At 68.7% G+C, this 16,139-nt stretch carries 13 protein-coding genes; 9 read left to right on the top strand and 4 right to left on the bottom strand.

Annotated elements, in window-relative coordinates; genetic code table 11:
• Nucleotides 1–16: 16 nt before the first annotated feature.
• The 3 genes from secD to GZ67_RS0110080 all read left to right on the top strand — a co-directional run bounded on the left by secD (nt 17) and on the right by GZ67_RS0110080 (nt 5,087).
• Nucleotides 17–1,765, top strand: a complete 1,749-nt coding sequence (gene secD, locus GZ67_RS0110090; protein WP_029263320.1) for a protein translocase subunit SecD — start codon at nt 17–19, stop codon at nt 1,763–1,765.
• Nucleotides 1,765–2,754 carry a protein translocase subunit SecF gene (secF, locus tag GZ67_RS0110085; RefSeq protein WP_029263321.1) on the top strand — a complete coding sequence of 330 codons (990 nt, stop codon included), beginning with the start codon at nt 1,765–1,767 and terminating at the stop codon, nt 2,752–2,754. Before secD ends, secF begins: the two co-directional genes overlap by 1 nt.
• Before the next feature lie 80 nt (nt 2,755–2,834).
• The gene (locus GZ67_RS0110080) at nt 2,835–5,087 is read left to right on the top strand and encodes a RelA/SpoT family protein (protein ID WP_029263322.1); all 2,253 of its coding nucleotides are present in this window, start codon (nt 2,835–2,837) and stop codon (nt 5,085–5,087) included.
• Here the strand turns inward: GZ67_RS0110080 and GZ67_RS0110075 are convergent.
• The gene (locus GZ67_RS0110075) at nt 5,074–5,625 is read right to left on the bottom strand and encodes a type IV toxin-antitoxin system AbiEi family antitoxin (protein ID WP_051662454.1); all 552 of its coding nucleotides are present in this window, start codon (nt 5,623–5,625) and stop codon (nt 5,074–5,076) included. The two genes, GZ67_RS0110080 and GZ67_RS0110075, sit on opposite strands and share 14 nt — an antisense overlap.
• 61 nt (nt 5,626–5,686) lie before the next feature.
• Nucleotides 5,687–7,045 (bottom strand): DUF349 domain-containing protein, encoded by a 1,359-nt coding sequence (locus GZ67_RS0110070; RefSeq protein ID WP_029263324.1) that lies wholly within the window; start codon nt 7,043–7,045, stop codon nt 5,687–5,689.
• A 262-nt stretch (nt 7,046–7,307) separates the two neighbouring features.
• Between GZ67_RS0110070 and nirB the strand changes: the two genes are divergently transcribed.
• The 5 genes from nirB to GZ67_RS0110045 are packed head-to-tail and all read left to right on the top strand — an operon-like array spanning nt 7,308 to nt 13,228.
• The gene (gene nirB, locus GZ67_RS0110065) at nt 7,308–9,836 is read left to right on the top strand and encodes a nitrite reductase large subunit NirB (RefSeq protein WP_036304003.1); all 2,529 of its coding nucleotides are present in this window, start codon (nt 7,308–7,310) and stop codon (nt 9,834–9,836) included.
• A complete protein-coding gene (nirD, locus tag GZ67_RS0110060) occupies nt 9,833–10,195 on the top strand; it encodes a nitrite reductase small subunit NirD (RefSeq protein ID WP_029263326.1) in 363 nt (120 codons plus the stop codon). The genes nirB and nirD overlap by 4 nt, the downstream gene beginning before the upstream one ends.
• Entirely contained in the window at nt 10,192–11,427 is a 1,236-nt protein-coding gene (gene cobA / locus GZ67_RS0110055) for a uroporphyrinogen-III C-methyltransferase (protein ID WP_029263327.1), read from the top strand. Before nirD ends, cobA begins: the two co-directional genes overlap by 4 nt.
• A gap of 26 nt (nt 11,428–11,453) precedes the next feature.
• Nucleotides 11,454–12,554, top strand: a complete 1,101-nt coding sequence (locus GZ67_RS0110050; RefSeq protein WP_197021072.1) for a uroporphyrinogen-III synthase — start codon at nt 11,454–11,456, stop codon at nt 12,552–12,554.
• A complete protein-coding gene (locus GZ67_RS0110045; RefSeq protein WP_029263329.1) occupies nt 12,551–13,228 on the top strand; it encodes a sirohydrochlorin chelatase in 678 nt (225 codons plus the stop codon). The genes GZ67_RS0110050 and GZ67_RS0110045 overlap by 4 nt, the downstream gene beginning before the upstream one ends.
• Nucleotides 13,229–13,305: 77 nt before the next feature.
• Here GZ67_RS0110045 and GZ67_RS0110040 read toward each other — a convergent pair whose 3' ends face one another.
• Complete coding sequence (locus tag GZ67_RS0110040) at nt 13,306–14,229, bottom strand: formate/nitrite transporter family protein (RefSeq protein WP_081859952.1); 924 nt, start codon at nt 14,227–14,229, stop codon at nt 13,306–13,308.
• A 257-nt stretch (nt 14,230–14,486) separates the two neighbouring features.
• Here GZ67_RS0110040 and GZ67_RS0110035 point away from each other — a divergent pair, with 257 nt between their 5' ends.
• A complete protein-coding gene (locus GZ67_RS0110035; RefSeq protein ID WP_051662453.1) occupies nt 14,487–15,725 on the top strand; it encodes an NAD(P)/FAD-dependent oxidoreductase in 1,239 nt (412 codons plus the stop codon).
• Between the two features lie 22 nt (nt 15,726–15,747).
• Here GZ67_RS0110035 and GZ67_RS0110030 read toward each other — a convergent pair whose 3' ends face one another.
• Nucleotides 15,748–16,044: a hypothetical protein gene (locus tag GZ67_RS0110030; RefSeq protein ID WP_029263332.1), complete on the bottom strand. Its 297-nt coding sequence runs from the start codon at nt 16,042–16,044 to the stop codon at nt 15,748–15,750.
• Between the last annotated feature and the right edge of the window lie 95 nt (nt 16,045–16,139).

Here is a 16,139-nt window from a genome sequence, read left to right as displayed (position 1 = left end):
AGAAAGCTGAACACACGTGGCTTCATCTTCTCCCGTCCGTCACGCCTGGCGGGTCCTCCTCGGCCTGCTCCTCGTGACGGGTGTTCTGTTCGGCATCAACTCGCTGGGCGTGTACGTCATCAAGGACGCCGAAGGCCAGCCGGTCAGTTCCTGGACTCCTGAGCTCGCACTCGACCTGCAGGGCGGCACCCAGATCGTCCTCAGCGCCGAGACCGAGGACGGAGCGGCTCCCACGCAGGAGCAGCTCGACCAGGCCGCGGCGATCATCCGCCAGCGCGTGGACGCGTCGGGTGTGGCCGAGGCCGACATCACGACCGAGGGCGGACAGAACATCGTCGTCCAGATCCCGGGCGAGGCGGATGCGCAGACTCGTGAGCGCATCCAGGCGAGCGCGCAGCTCGAGCTGCGACCCGTGCTGTACACGACGGCCGCGAGCACCGAGTTCGTCGGCGAGGACGGGAACTCCACTCCCTACCCCAGTCCGGACCCGTCGCTGAATGCGACGCCGACCGCCGAGCCGACCGACGCGAGCGACCTGTCATGGGTGACCGACAAGCTGGCAGCGGAGTTCCAGGCATACGACTGCGAGAACCCGGACAACGACCCCGCCCGTGCCCCGAAGGACGAGCCGGTCGTCGCCTGCTCCCCGGACAAGGCGCAGAAGTTCCTCCTCGGACCGACCGAGCTCGACGGCACCGCGATCACGGATGCCTCCGCGGGCCGCGATCAGAAGTCCGGCGCGTGGATCGTGCAGCTGACCATGAACGGCGAGGGCGGCGACGCCTTCGGCAAGGTCAGCACGCGCCTCAACCAGAACCGCATCGACGGTCTGTCCCCGCGCGATCAGTTCGCGTTCGTGCTCGACGGCGACGTGATCAGCGCTCCGCGGATGAACGGCGTCATCCTCGACGGCCGTCCCAGCATCTCGGGCAGCTTCACGCAGGAGACGGCGACCACGCTCGCCGACCAGCTGAAGTTCGGTGCCCTGCCGCTCAGCTTCGTCGTGCAGAGCTCCGACACCATCTCGGCGACTCTCGGAACCCAGCAGCTGCAGATCGGTCTGATCGCGGGTCTCATCGGTCTCGCACTCGTCGCGATCTACTCGCTCATCGTGTATCGCGCGCTCGGATCGGTGATCATCGCCTCGATCGCGGTGATGGCCGTCCTGACCTACATCATCATCTGCATCCTCGCCTGGCGGCTCGGCTTCCGTCTCTCGCTCGCCGGCGTCGCCGGTCTGATCGTCTCGATCGGCTTCACCGCCGACTCGTTCATCGTCTACTTCGAACGAATACGAGACGAGCTGCGCGACGGCAAGTCGATCACCGCCGCGGTCGAAGACGGCTGGGGCCGCGCGAAGCGGACCATCTACATCTCGAAGTCGATCAACATCCTGGCTGCGGTCGTGCTCTACATCCTCGCCGACGCCACGGTGAAGGGCTTCGCCTTCACACTCGGTCTCACCACCCTGATCGACGTGTTCATCTTCGTGATCTTCACGCACCCGGTGATGCAGCTCCTTGCGCGCACCCGGTTCTTCGGCGGCGGTCACAAGCTCTCGGGCCTCGACCCCGAGGCGCTCGGTGCGGTGTACCGAAGCCGGTCCCAGTACCGGGAGGTCTCGACGGCATCGGCCGGTCGCGGTGCGAAGAACGCCCGCTCCCGTGGCGAGGCGGATCGCCGCCAGACCATCGCAGAACGAAAGCGCGCCGAGGCACTCGCGGGCGACAGACCCACCAAGCCCGGAAGTGAGGGAGACGCCTGATGCCTTCCATGAATGAGTTCGGAAACAACCTCTATTCCGGCAAGACCTCTTTCCCGTTCGTCGGCAAGCGTCGCCTGTGGTTCATCATCGCCATCGTGCTCGTCGTCGGTTCGGCCCTCGTGCCGCTCATCCGCCCCATCCAGTTCTCCATCGAGTTCACCGGTGGGTCCCAGTTCACGGTGCAGGCGCCCGACACGGTCGATCAGGACACCGCGAAGGAGGCCGTCCAGTCGGTCGTGCCGGGAGCCGCGACCAAGGTCGTCGTCCTGAACGGAAAGGATATCCGCGTCCAGACCGACCAGATGAGCGCCGCCGAGACGCAGGACGTCGCGGAAGCCCTCGCCGACGCCTACGGTGTGGAGCCCGCCAATGTGACGTCGTCGTTCATCGGCCCGGCCTGGGGCGAGAACGTCACGAAGCAGTCGCTGTGGGGTCTCGCGATCTTCCTCGCCCTCACGTTCCTGATCCTCGCGATCTACTTCCGCACGTGGAAGATGTCGGCGGCGGCGATCATCGGCCTGCTCGACGTGCTCGTCATCACGGTCGGCGTCTACGCGCTGGCGGGCTTCGAGATCTCTCCGGCTGCCGTCATCGGCTTCCTGACGATCCTGGCGTACTCGCTGTACGACACCACTGTCGTGTTCGACAAGGTCAGGGAGAACACCACCGAAGACGGGGAGAAGTCTGCCCGACTGTTCGGCGAATCGGTGAACCTCGCCGTGAACCAGACCCTCGTGCGCTCGATCAACACGTCTGTGGTCGCGGCGTTGCCGGTCGGTGCCGTGCTCTTCATCGGCGCCTTCTGGCTCGGTGCGGAATCGCTCACCGACATCTCGCTGTCGATCTTCGTCGGCATCCTCGTCGCGACGTACTCCACGCTGTTCGTGGCCGCACCGCTCTACTCGCTGTTCCGCGAGAACGAGCCCCAGCTCAAGGAGCGCGACGCCCGCATCCGCGAGGCTCGCAGCCGGGCGTCCGTCGAAGCCTGAGGGGTCCGGGCCGAGGGTGCTCCGAGCGGAAGCTCGGCGCCCTCAGCACGCGTAGGATGAAGTGATCGGGAGGTGAGTTGATGGCGGAACCGCAGACGTCATCGCAGGGTTCGAGTCTGCGACGACTGGTTCCCCGCATCTTCTCCCGCGCGTCCCGCATCAACGACCTCGACAACTTGATCCGCACGGTGCGTGCGAATCATCCCAAGGGCGACTTCTCCGTCATCGAACGCGCATACGCGGTCGCGAAGGAGAAGCACGAGGGGCAGAAGCGCCAGAGCGGCGAGCCGTACATCACGCACCCGCTGGCTGTCGCACAGATCCTCGCCGAGCTCGGTCTGGGCCCGCGGGCCATCGCTGCGGCGCTCCTGCACGACACGGTCGAAGACACGGGCTACGCGCTGACCGATCTCACCGCCGAGTTCGGCGACGAGGTCGCGATGCTCGTCGACGGCGTGACCAAGCTCGACAAGGTCAAGTACGGCGAGAGCGCGCAGGCCGAGACGGTCCGCAAGATGATCGTGGCGATGTCGAAGGACATCCGGGTCCTGCTCATCAAGCTGGCCGACCGCCTGCACAATGCGCGCACCTGGGGTTTCGTCCCACCGGAGAAGGCCACGAAGAAGGCCAAGGAGACGCTCGAGATCTACGCCCCGCTGGCGAACCGTCTCGGCATCCAGGCGATCAAGTCCGAGCTCGAAGACCTCTCGTTCGCTGTGCTGCACCCGAAGATCTACAACGAGATCCACAGCCTCATCGCGCAGCGGACCCCGCAGCGCGAGAAGTATCTCGCTCAGGTGGTCGAGGAGATCGACGAGGATCTGCGCGATCTCCGCATCCGCGGCAAAGTCGTCGGGCGCCCGAAGCAGCTCTACTCGGTGTACCAGAAGATGGTCATCCGCGGCCGCGAGTTCGACGACATCTACGATCTGATCGGCATCCGCGTCCTCGTCTCCTCGGTGCGCGACTGCTACGCCGTCCTGGGTGCGATCCACGCTCGCTGGACGCCACTGCCCGGCCGGTTCAAGGACTACATCGCCACCCCGAAGTTCAACCTCTATCAGTCGCTGCACACCACGGTCATCGGTCCCGCCGGTCGCACGGTCGAGATTCAGATCCGTACGCACGAGATGCATCAGCAGGCCGAGTACGGTGTCGCCGCGCACTGGATGTACAAGGAGCGGATGAACGGCGGTGGCAAGACCGAGGTCCGCGCCTCCGACACGGACATGGCGTGGCTCGCGCACATCTCCGACTGGCAGGCCGAGACCGCTGACCCCGGTGAGTTCCTCGACTCGCTGCGCTTCGAGATCGGTGCGAAGGAGGTCTACGTCTTCACGCCCAAGGGGCGGGTGATCGGCCTGCCGGCCAGCGCGACTCCCGTGGACTTCGCCTACGCGGTGCACACCGAGATCGGCCACCGCACGATGGGTGCCAAGGTCAACGGGCGCCTCGTGCCTCTGGAATCGGAACTCAAGAGCGGTGACGTGGTCGAGGTGTTCACCTCGAAGAACCCGGATGCCGGCCCCAGCCAGGACTGGCTCGGTTTCGTCGCGAGCACCCGGGCGCGGAACAAGATCCGCGGCTGGTTCACCAAGGAGCGCCGCGAAGAGGCCATCGAGCAGGGCAAGGAGGCCATCGCCCGCGCGATGCGCCGTCAGAACCTGCCGCTGCAGAAGCTGATGAGCCAGGACTCGTTCGCCGAGGTCGCGCGCGGGCTGCACTACGAAGACGTCTCGGCGCTCTACGCGGCGGTCGGCGAAGGACACGTGTCGACGCAGTCGGTGCTCGAGAAGGTCACGGCTCTGGTCGCGGCCAACGACCCCAGCACGGGCGCCATCGATCTGCCCGGGAGCGTCCCGACGCGTGAGCCGCGATCCGGCGACTCCGGCGTGCTGGTGCGCGGCGCCAACGACATCCTGGTGAAGCTGGCCAAGTGCTGCACCCCGGTTCCCGGTGACCAGATCGTCGGTTTCGTGACGCGCGGTAGTGGCGTCTCGGTGCACCGGGCGGACTGCGTCAACGTCAAGGCGCTCAGCAACGAGCAGGACCGCTTCGTCGAGGTGTCGTGGGCCCCGACGACGAAGAGCGTGTTCCGCGTGCAGATCCAGGTCGAGGCGCTCGACCGCTCGGGCCTTCTCTCCGATGTGACGCGCGTGCTGAGCGAGCACCACGTCAACATCCTCTCGGCGACGGTCACCACCACCGATGAGCGCTTGGCTCTGAGCCGGTTCGTCTTCGAGATGGGCGATGCCGTGCACCTGGACCGTGTACTGAACGCGGTCCGTCGGATCGACGCCGTCTACGACGTCTACCGGGTCACCTCCTCCTGACGGCGAGGCGCTGCAGAGCGGCCGAACCCATGCGGCTGCCCGGCACGCGTCGAAGGTCCTGCAGCGCGTTCATCGCCGCGTCCGGGGTGTCGGGGCAGACGACGGCGAGAAGATCCATCCACGCCAGCACCCGCGGGTCGCGGTGCAGTGTCGTCGCGAGGTCGAGCATCGTCCGGGCCGGGCTCGACACCGCGACGCCGCTGAGCGTGAGGACGTCGGCTGCGGGCAGCAGTGTGTCGTGGAAGACCACGCGCGCGCTGGTGACCGGACGGATCCGACGATCCACGCAGCGCTTGACGTGATGCACGACCGGCGGCGTGTCACCGGCGCCGTGGACCCACGCGGCCGTCTGGTGGCACGCGGCGGTGCCCGGCCGGACGAGCGCGGCGATGGTGCTCGCCCGTACATCCGGCCCCTCGACGAGATCGGCAGGGATGTACGCGTCACCCACGTCGACCACATGGCCGTCGATGCGGGCCGCGCTGAGTTCGGTCTGGCTCAACCGCTCGCCGGGGACATAGAGGAACGCGGGGTGCATCACGCCAGTCTGGCGCAGTGCACCCCGCGTTCGAGACGGTCGCGGAGACCTGTGGAGAAGGTCAGCCGCCCAGAGCACTCAGCCAGGCGCGGCGAGCCTCGAGGGCGTCAGCGGCTTCCTTCGCGGCCTTCTTGTCGCCGGCCTTCTCGGCGGCGGCGACCTCGGCTTCGAGCTTCTCGATGGCCTCCTGCAGCTGCGAGCTCATGTCGTTCGCGCGTGCCTTGGTCTCGGGGTTGTTCTTCTTCCAGTCCACGTCTTCACGGGCCTTCAGCCCCTGCTCGATCGTGCGGAGCTTGTCGTCGAGCGCGCGCTCCTTGTCCCGCGGGAAGATGCGGCCGATCTCATCCCACTGCCGCTGGATGCGGGTGAGCAGCGCGCGAGCACGCTTGATGTTCGACTCGTCGGCGACCGCCTTGGCCTCTTCGAGGAGAGCCTCTCGGGCCTCGATCTTCGGGGCGGATTCCGCTTCTTCCGCGGCGGACTGCTCGGCGCGAGCAGCGTACAGGGCATCGCCCGCCGCCTTGAACCGCGCCCACAGTGCATCGTCTGCCTTGCGCCCGGCGCGCCCGGCCGCCTTCCACTCGTCGAGCAGGGTGCGGTAGGCGGGAATCCCGTCGGTGCCGCGCGGCGCGAGTGCCTCGGCACGCTCGACCAGGCGGGTCTTCACGTCGCGAGCGCTCTTGTGCGCATCGTCGAGCTCGGAGTAGAAGGCGCGACGCTGCTTGTCGACCACGGCGCGCGCATCGCGGAACCGCTTCCAGAGCTGCTGGGAGATGCCCTTGGAGAGGCGGGGGCCACTCTGCTGCTGCGCCTGCCACGCGTCGAACAGCTCACCGAGCTCGGCCGTGACCTGCTTCCACTGCACCTTGCTGAGGTCGCGCGCGGCGATCGCCTCGGCCTTCTCCACGAGCGTGGTGCGCTCGGCGATCGCCTTGTCGACGAGTTCCTTGGCCTGCTGCGCCTCCTGCTCGGTGGCTTCGGACAGCGATGAGGTCAGGGCGTTCAGACGGTCTCGCAGACCTGCGAGGTCGCCGACGGCAGCGGCATCCGTCGCTTCGTCGATGAGATGACCGGCCTGCTTCGCGAGGTCGCTCGCCGAGGCGCCGCCTGCCTGGTGACGCTGTTCGAGCGTGTGCACCTTGAAGGCGATGTCGTCGAACTTGCGCACGAAGTAGGCGAGCGCCTCCTCGGGCGTGCCGTCGGGGTACTGGCCGACCACGCGCCAGACCTCGCCTTCGCGTACCTCGACGGTGCCGTCGTCGGAGACGCGACCCCATTCGGCGGAGGTCGACGACGCGGCCGGAGACGGCGCAGGTGCGGCGGGCACGACGGCTGCCGGCTTGGGGGCCTTCGGCGGCATCGGCACGGCGGGGGGTGCGGGGACGGGGGGAGTCGGCTTCGAGGGCTCGGTGGCAGACACGTGATTCTCCTTGCGCGGTAGGGCCGCGGGAGGCGGAAGGGACGAGGCTCAGCCTAGTACGCCCCGCGGGGCCCTGCCGGACTCGCTCGAAGCGCGATCTCACACGACTGTTACCGAGTTGTGAGAAGAACGTTCGATCCGTGTAACACCGCCCCGGCCTTTCGCGAAACACCGTGTCTCTATCGTCGAGTCCACGGACAGAGGAGGGCTCGTGGTCGTTCGGGAGAGTACATCGTCGGATGTCGTGGTGGTGGGGGCGGGAATGGTCGCGCACCGATTCGTCGAGAGCCTGCTCCGCGGCGACGGTTCGGCGCCGACGGTCACGGTCATCGGCGAGGAGGCGCGAGCGCCGTACGACCGCGTCGGTCTGACCTCGTTCTTCACCGGTGCGAGCGCCGACGACCTCGCACTCGATCCGCAGACCCTCCAGGACGACAGGGTGCGCTTCATCGGCGATGATCGCGTCACCGGGATCGATCGGGCTCGCCGCACGGTGCGCACCCGCTCGGGCGCGGTCCACGCCTACGGGACACTCGTCCTCGCGACCGGCTCCTACGCCATGCGGCCGGCCGTCGACGGCGCTGAGCTCCCCGGCTGCTTCGTCTATCGGACGCTCGACGATGTCGCCGCGATCGACGCGTTCGTCCAGCGCCGCGCGGCGTCACTCGGCCGCCCGTTGCGCGGGACGGTGATCGGCGGCGGACTGTTGGGCCTTGAGGCGGCAGGCGCGTTACAGGGTCTCGACGTCGAGTGCATGGTGGTGCAGTCGTCGGACCGGCTCATGTCCGCCCAGCTCGACCTCGCGGGTGGCACCATCCTGCGCCGCCTGATCGAGTCGAAGGGCATCGATGTGCGCACGGGAACGCGGACCACACGGATCGACCCGGATGCCTCCGGCTCCGTCGCGGCACTGCAGTTCCAGGACGGCAGTATGCAGGGAACGGACGTCGTCATCTTCACCGTCGGCGTGCGCCCGCAGGACTCACTGGCACGCCTCGCCGATCTCGCTGTGCACCCCCACGGTGGCGTACTGATCGATTCGAGGTGCCGCACGGCCGACGACGACATCCTCGCGATCGGCGAGGTCGCCAACTTCGAAGGACGCTCCGTCGGACTCGTGGCCCCCGGATACGCCATGGCGGAGGTCGCGGCCACTCGGATTCTCGGCGGCGATGCCACTTTCCCCGGCTACGACGACTCCTCGAAGTTGAAGCTCTCCGGCGTGGACGTGGCGAGCTTCGGCGACGCGTTCGCCTCCACACCGGATGCCCTGGACGTGGTGTACACCGACCCGGTCAACGGGGTCTACAAGAAGCTGGTCCTCTCGGACGATGCGAAGACACTCTTGGGCGGCATCCTCGTCGGCGATGCCTCGGCATACGGAATGCTCCGCCCCCTGGTGGGTGCTGCGCTGGGCGCAGACCCCGCCGCCTACCTGATGCCGGACGGCGGCACCGCGCTTCCCGACAACGAGCTGCCGGCCGAGGCGGTCGTCTGCTCCTGCTCGAACGTAACCGCCGGACGCATCCGCGATGCGGTGCACGCCGAGGGGTGCACCGACGCCGCGGCCGTGAAGGCCTGCACCAAGGCGGGGGCCACCTGCGGATCCTGCCTCTTCACGGTCAAGAAGATCGTCGGCCAGGAGCTGACCAAGCTCGGTCAGACGACCTCCGACGCCCTGTGCGAGCACTTCTCGATGTCGCGCCGCCAGCTCTTCGACGCGGTGCGCGTGTCGGAACTCGCGACCTTCAGCGCGATCATCGCCCGTTTCGGCACCGGGCGCGGCTGCGACATCTGCAAGCCGGCTTTGGCGAGCATCCTGTCCGTCCTCGTCGGAGCGCACGTGCTCGACGGTGAGAACGCGGCTCTGCAGGACACCAACGACCATGTGATGGCCAACATGCAGAAGGACGGCACGTACTCGGTGGTGCCGCGGATGCCCGGGGGTGAGGTGACTCCCGCGGGGCTCATCGCGATCGGGAACATCGCCGAGACCTACGGGCTCTACACGAAGATCACCGGCGGGCAGCGGATCGACATGTTCGGCGCCCGCCTGGAGCAGCTGCCGCAGATCTGGCAGCGGCTGGTCGACGCCGGGTTCGAGTCCGGGCAGGCGTACGGCAAGGCGCTGCGCACGGTGAAGTCGTGCGTCGGCTCGACCTGGTGCCGGTACGGGGTGCTGGATGCCGTCGGCATGGCCGTGCGCCTCGAGCTCCGCTATCGGGGTCTTCGGGCGCCGCACAAGCTCAAGGTCGGTGTGTCCGGCTGCGCGCGCGAGTGCGCGGAGGCCCGGTCGAAGGACGTCGGTGTGATCGCCACCGAGACGGGGTGGAACATGTACGTCGGCGGCAACGGCGGCTTCTCGCCGCGCCATGCGGAGCTGCTCGCCGCCGACCTCGACGACGAGGGCCTCATCCGCGCGATCGACCGCTTCTTCATGTACTACATCCGCACGGCGGACCGACTCCAGCGCACGGCAGGGTGGTGTGCCGAGCTCGACGGCGGGCTGGACGGTCTCCGCGAGGTGATCTTCGACGACAGTCTCGGCATCTGCGACGACCTCGACGCGGCCATGAGCGTGCACGTCGACCGCTATGAGGACGAGTGGGCGGCGACCCTGCGCGACCCGGTGAAGCTGCGGCGCTTCGAGTCCTTCGTGAATGCGACCGACACCCCTGACCCTTCTCTGGCCTACGTGTCCGAACGCGGTCAGGTGCGGCCGGCGACGACGGAGGAACGATCGGACGCGAGCGTCATGATCGCCGGCACGACTCTGGAGGTGCGGCGATGACCCTCAGCCCTGACATCGGAACGCGAGTCCGCGTCTGCGCGCTCAGCGACCTCGAGGTGGAGCGAGGCAGGGCGGCGCTGTTCGGCTCGGTCCAGATCGCGCTCTTCGTCCTCGCCGACGGCTCGGTGCATGCGGTGTCCAACCTCGATCCCTACAGCGGCGCCCATGTGATGTCCCGCGGGATCGTGGGCACGCGGGGCGATGTGCCGACGCTGGCTTCACCGATGCACAAGCAGGTCTTCGACCTGCGAACGGGGGAGTGTCTCGACACACAGGGCAAAGCCTCGGCGACGCTGCGGGTCTGGGACGTGACCGTTCGAGACGGTCAGATCGAGCTGAACATCGAGGAGATCCGATGACGGTCATGTTGGGAGTCGACCTCACCGGACGCGACGTGCTGCTGGTGGGTGGTGGCGCGGTCGCGGCGAAGAGGATCCGCCGGTTCCTCGACGAAGGGGCGCGAGTGCGGATCGCCGCCCCCGTCCTGCATCCGGACACCGCGCGGCTGGTCGAGCTTCACGGTCTCGTCTGGCGCGCCGGTCGCTTCCGAGGAACGGATCTCGCCGGGGCGTGGCTCGTGCACACGGCCACCGGCGACGCCCGCGTCGACCGCGACGTCGCGGAACGTTGCGAGCGCAAGCGGATCCTCTGCATCAATGCCTCCGACGGCGCCCACGGGTCGACCAGGCTCACCGCACAGGCCGAGATCGGTGACGTGACCGTCGCGGTGACCAGTACGGTCGGTGCGGACCCGCGTCGGTCGGTCGCCGTGCGGGATGCGATCGTCGGCCTCGTGGGCGAAGGCCGCATCCCGCTGCGTCGGCGCCGTGCCGGTCGGAGTGGACGCGTCGACCTGGTCGGAGGCGGGCCGGGCCCCGCGGACCTGATGACGGTGCGCGCGCGTCGGCTCATCGCCGAAGCCGACGTGGTCGTGACCGACCGCCTGGGACCCGCGGCCGAGGTCGTCCGCGGGCTCGACCCCGATGTCGAGGTGATCGACGTGGGGAAGACCCCCGGTCGACACCCCGTGCCGCAGGACGAGATCAACCGCATCATCGTGGGGCGGGCAGCGGAGGGTCGACGCGTCGTCCGGCTCAAGGGCGGGGATCCGTTCGTCTTCGGACGCGGTGGCGAGGAGATGCAGGCGTGCCTGGCTGCGGGCATCCCGGTCGACGTCACTCCGGGGATATCGAGCGCGATCGCTGTTCCGCAAGCGGCAGGCATTCCCGTCACGCATCGAGGCACCGCCGCAGCTTTCCACGTCGTAAACGGTCAGGGCATCATCGGCGAGGGCACGCTCGCGGCGCTGGCCGATGCCACCGTGACCACGGTGGTCCTGATGGGCGTGGCCGCCCTCGAACGTCTGGTCACCGCGGCACTCGCACACGGTGTGCCGGCAGAGAGGCCGATCGCGTTCGTCGAGAGCGGCCACACGGCGCAGCAGCGCACGACGCGGACCACCCTCGGCAGGGCGGTCGCCGATGCCGAGGCCGTCGGCCTCCGCAACCCCGCGGTGATCGTTGTCGGCGAGGTCGCGGGCGCGGGACTGCTCTTTCCCTCGTCGGACACGATCGGGGCTGTCCTGGCGTGACGATCCGCGTTCCATTGACTCCGGTGTTGGCCGGATGCACCATCGTCGTCGCCGCCGACCGACGTTCCGGCGATCTCGTCGCGGCTCTCGAGCGACGCGGCGGCCAGGTGTACCGCGCGCCCGCCCTGAGCATCATCCCCAATGAGGACGATGAGGTGCTCATCGCCCGCACGCGCGATCTCATCGCGTCGCCCCCCGACATCGTGATCGTGACGACCGGGGTGGGTTTCCGCGGGTGGATCGATGCCGCGCACGAGAACGACCTGGCCGAAGACCTCACAGGTGCGCTGGCCGGGGCGCAGTTCATCGCGCGAGGGCCCAAGGCTCACGGGGCGATCCAGCAGGCGGGCTTCATCGCCGACTGGGTCGCGGAGTCCGAGACCTCCGCGGAAGTGGGGGAGTACCTCGCAGCCGAGGGGGTCACCGGGCGACGTATCGCGATTCAGCACCACGGGGCGGGCGCCGACGGGCTCGACACCCTCCTGGCGGGGCTCGGAGCGGACGTGGTCAGCATCACCGTGTACCGCTGGGGGCCGCCGCCGGACCCCCAGGTCGTGCGCCGGTCCGTCGTGCAGGCGGGTGCGGGTGAAGTCGACGCCGTCCTCTTCACCTCCGCACCCGGTGCCGCCGAGTGGGTCCGGACGGCCGTCCGTGCCGGGGCTCTGGAGTCGGTCCGGCGCAGAGCCGCGTCCGGGCGCCTGCTGCTGGCCGCCGTCGGGCCGATCACGGCCGCCCCACTCGCGGATGCCGGGCTCACCGCCACCCTGGCCGCACGTGGACGCCTGGGCTCGCTGGTGCGCTGCGTGGTCGACCACTACGCGTCGGGTGCCGCCCCGCGGCTGCACACGGCTCTCGGCGCGATGGAGATGCGCAGCCGCGGTGTGCTGATCGACGGCGCGTTCGTTCCGCTCTCCCGCGCCGGAGCGAGCATCCTGAGCGAGCTCTTCGATGCCGCCGGACGCGTGCTCTCGCGGGAGGAGCTGGGACTCGCGTTGCCCCGAGGAGGCGAGAGCGCCCACGCCGTCGAGATGGCGGTCGCCCGGCTGCGCGAGGCTCTGGGCGGCGCTGCGGCGATCCAGACCATCGTCAAACGCGGTTACCGACTCACCGTGGAGGAACCCCGATGACCACCCTTGTCGCCTGCTCCCACGGCACGGATTCCCCCGCAGGACGCCGCACTGTCGAAGACATCGTCGATCTCGTGCGCGCACGTATTCCGGGCACCCGTGTCGTCCAGGCCTTCGTCGACGTGCAGGAACCGGCGGTGCCCGAGGTCGTCGAACAGGAACATCTCGACGATGACGTCGTCGTGGTGCCGCTGCTGCTCTCGGTGGGTTTCCACACCGCGGTCGACATCGCGCGCGCGGTCCGTCCGTATGACGGCGTGCGGCAGGGGGAGCCCTTGGGCACCCATCCGCTCATCGCCGAGGTCCTGCGCGCGCGGCTGCGTACGGCGGTTCACGACCGCTGGCTTCCGGGCGATCACGTCGTGCTCGCGGCGGCGGGCTCCAGCAACCCGGCGGCGGTCGCCGATGTCACCACGGCGGCCGCGCACCTCGCCGACCTGATCCCGGTGCCTGTGACGGTCGGGTACGCGTCGGCGATCGAGCCCCGCATCGCCGACGCCGTGAGCTTCGCGCGGGAACGGGGAGCCTCCCGGGTGATCGCCGCGAGCCATGTTCTCGCGCCGGGGTACTTCGCCGGTCTCGTGGAGAGATCAGGAGCAGACCTCGTCTCGGCACCGCTCGGGTCGGATCCGCGCATCGCCGAGGTCATCGTCGAGCGCTTCCGCTCCGCCTGACCCGGAGCGCACCCGGAGCGCATACGGAGAGGGGGCGGATGCCGACGCATCCGCCCCCTCTCGGGCGTGCATTCCCCTCAGACCCGGGACGGTTCGCGCTCAGCCGCGCTGGTGCCGAGGCCCTGCACCGGCTCCTCCGCTGCGGCCGTCGCGACGACCTCCACGCGGGACCGGCGCTCGGTGCGACGCGCTTCGCGGGCGGCCCGAGCCTTCGGGCGGCCGTGCGTGTAGTAGATCGGCAGGCCGACGAAGAGCAGTCCTCCGACGAGGTTCCCCACGACCGTCGGCAGCTCGTTCCAGACGAGGTAATCCCAGACGGTGAAGTCGGCGCCCATCAGGAGTCCGGAGGGGAACAGGAACATGTTCACGATCGAGTGCTCGAAGCCCATGTAGAAGAACAGCATGATCGGCAGCCACATCGCGACGATCTTGCCGATCGTGCTGTCCGACACCATCGCCAGGACCACACCCGTGGAAACCATCCAGTTGCACAGCACACCGCGGATGAAGAGCGTCAGCATGCCTGCGGCGCCGTGATCCGCGTATCCGACCGTGCGCCCGTGGCCGATCTCACTGATGGCCTCGCCCACGGCACTGGGCGCGGTCGAGAACCCGTAGGTGAAGTACACGGCCATCAGGATCGCGACCAGGAAGGCACCGCCGAAGTTGCCGAGGAAGACGAGCCCCCAGTTGCGCATCAGTGCGCCGAACGTGGCACCGGGGCGGCGGTCGAGCACAGCGAGCGGTCCGAGGGTGAACACGCCGGTGAGCAGGTCGTAACCGAGCAGATACAGCATCACGAACCCGACCGGGAACAGGACGGCGCCCAGCAACGGCTGACCGGTCTGTGTCGAGACCGTGACCGCGAAGGCAGCCGCGATCGTGAGGAGTGCCGCGCCCATGAAGGCGCGGATCAGGGTGTCGCGGGTGGACAGTTGCAGCTTGTAGGCGCCGGCATCCACCATGCGTGTGGCGAGTTCGGCGGGCTTGATGTAGGACACAGGACCTCCACGGGGACGGGAGCACGGATGCTCGACTGACTCGAGCATGCGGGAGCCTCGTTTCCGCGGGCCGCACCGGACGTTACGTCTGTGGTGCGAATCTCTCACTTCCCCTTCAGCGAGGTGTGAGATGCGCGGTCGTTATCCATCCGTGATGCGATCGTTCGCGGCGTGAAACACCTCGCGTGACATCCGGGAAACACAGTCCGCATAGCCTCAGCGCTACGGCACGATCGCCGCCGACAGGAGCTGTACCGATGAATCATCCGCTCGCCACCGAGATCGTCGTCGTCGGTGCGGGGATGGCCGCGCAGCGCTTCGTCGAACAGCTCCTGCAGCGGGCGGGCGACGACGTGCGGGTCACGGTGATCGGCGATGAGGGCCGCCGACCGTACGACCGCACCCGCCTTCGAGAGCTGTTCCTCGGCGGGTCGGCCGACGATCTCCCCTTGCCCTTCGACGCGTTCGAGGATGACCGCGTCGAGTTGGTCGTCGACGATCGCGTGCTGCACATCGACCGGCGGGCGAAGACCGTGCGCACGCGCTCGCGTCGCCTGCATCGGTATGACCTCCTGGTGCTCGCGACCGGGGCTTCCGCCGGCAGGGTGGCGGTGGAAGGTGCGGGGCTTCCCGGTTGCTTCTCGTATCGCACCGTCGAAGATGCGGAGGCGCTGCGTGACTTCGTGGGCGCTCGCGCGTCGGAGCTCGAGCGGGATCTGCGCGGGGTGGTCGTCGGTGGCGGCCCCATCGGGCTCGAGGCCGCCGGGGCGCTGCAGGCCATCGGGGTCGATGCCACGGTGGTGCAGTACGCGGATCGGCTGATGGAGGCGCAGCTCGACGGCACCGCCGGAAGCATCGTGAAGCGGCATCTGCAGGCGCGGGGGATCGCGGTGCGCACAGGGACACGCGTGACGCGGCTGGACCCTGACGAGTCCGGCGTCATCACGGCGATCGAGTTCCAGGACGGCTCCTTCCAACGTGTCGACGTCGTCGTGTTCACGGTCGGGCTGCGCGCGCGCGACGAGCTCGCACGCAATGCCGGGATCGCGGTTCATCCCTACGGAGGCATCGTCATCGACGACGCCTGCCGGACGTCGGATCCGGCGGTGCTGGCAATCGGAGAGGTCGCCAGCCTCGACGGGCGCCGCTTCGGTCTGGTCGCTCCGGCCCGCGAGATGGCCGATGTGGCGGTGCGGCGCATCCTCGGCCACGAAGCGAGGTTCGGCGGGTTCGATGAATCCGCTGCCATCACCCTGGCGGGTGTCGATGTGGCGAGCTTCGGGGACGCGCTCGCACGGACACCGGACGCGGTCGACGTGCTCTACGCGGATCCCGTCGCCGGGGTGTACCGGAAACTGGTGCTGGCAGGTGATGCGCACACGCTGCTCGGGGGGATCCTGGTCGGCGACGCCTCGGCGTACCCGGCTCTGCACACCCTCGTCGGCGCCCGGCTCGAAGCGGACCCGTCGTCCTACGTGCTGCCGAGCCGCGGTTAGCGAGACCGGTCGGCCTGGGGAGCTACTCGGCGGGGCTCTCGGAGGGGAGCGGTGCCGGGCTCTCCGTGGGCGTGTCGGTGGGAGCCGTCGTCGGCTCGACGGTCGGCGTCGGAGTCGGCTCGGGTGCGGTCACCTGCGCGTGCACGACCTGACTGCCGATCGCGGCGACGACGATGAGGCTGCCGACGATCGCGGCGATCGTGTTGTCCCGGACGCGGCGCCGGATCTGCCCCTCGTGCCATTGGGTACGCGCGGTGTGCAGTCGTGCGCGCTCTGCCGCGGTGCGTGACTGTGCGTTCTTGGAACCGCGTGCGGCCATGCCCTGGATCTCCCGTTCCGACGCCGGTGCGCAGCGTCGCCTGAGAGCCTACCGGGAGCTGCCCGATCGTCCGAAGTGTCGGGGGCCGCCGGTAG

The organism is Microbacterium sp. Cr-K20, from assembly GCF_000708325.1.
Classification (GTDB): domain Bacteria; phylum Actinomycetota; class Actinomycetes; order Actinomycetales; family Microbacteriaceae; genus Microbacterium.
Note: the sequence above shows the minus strand (reverse complement) of the source record. Positions and strands in the feature narration are given on the sequence as shown.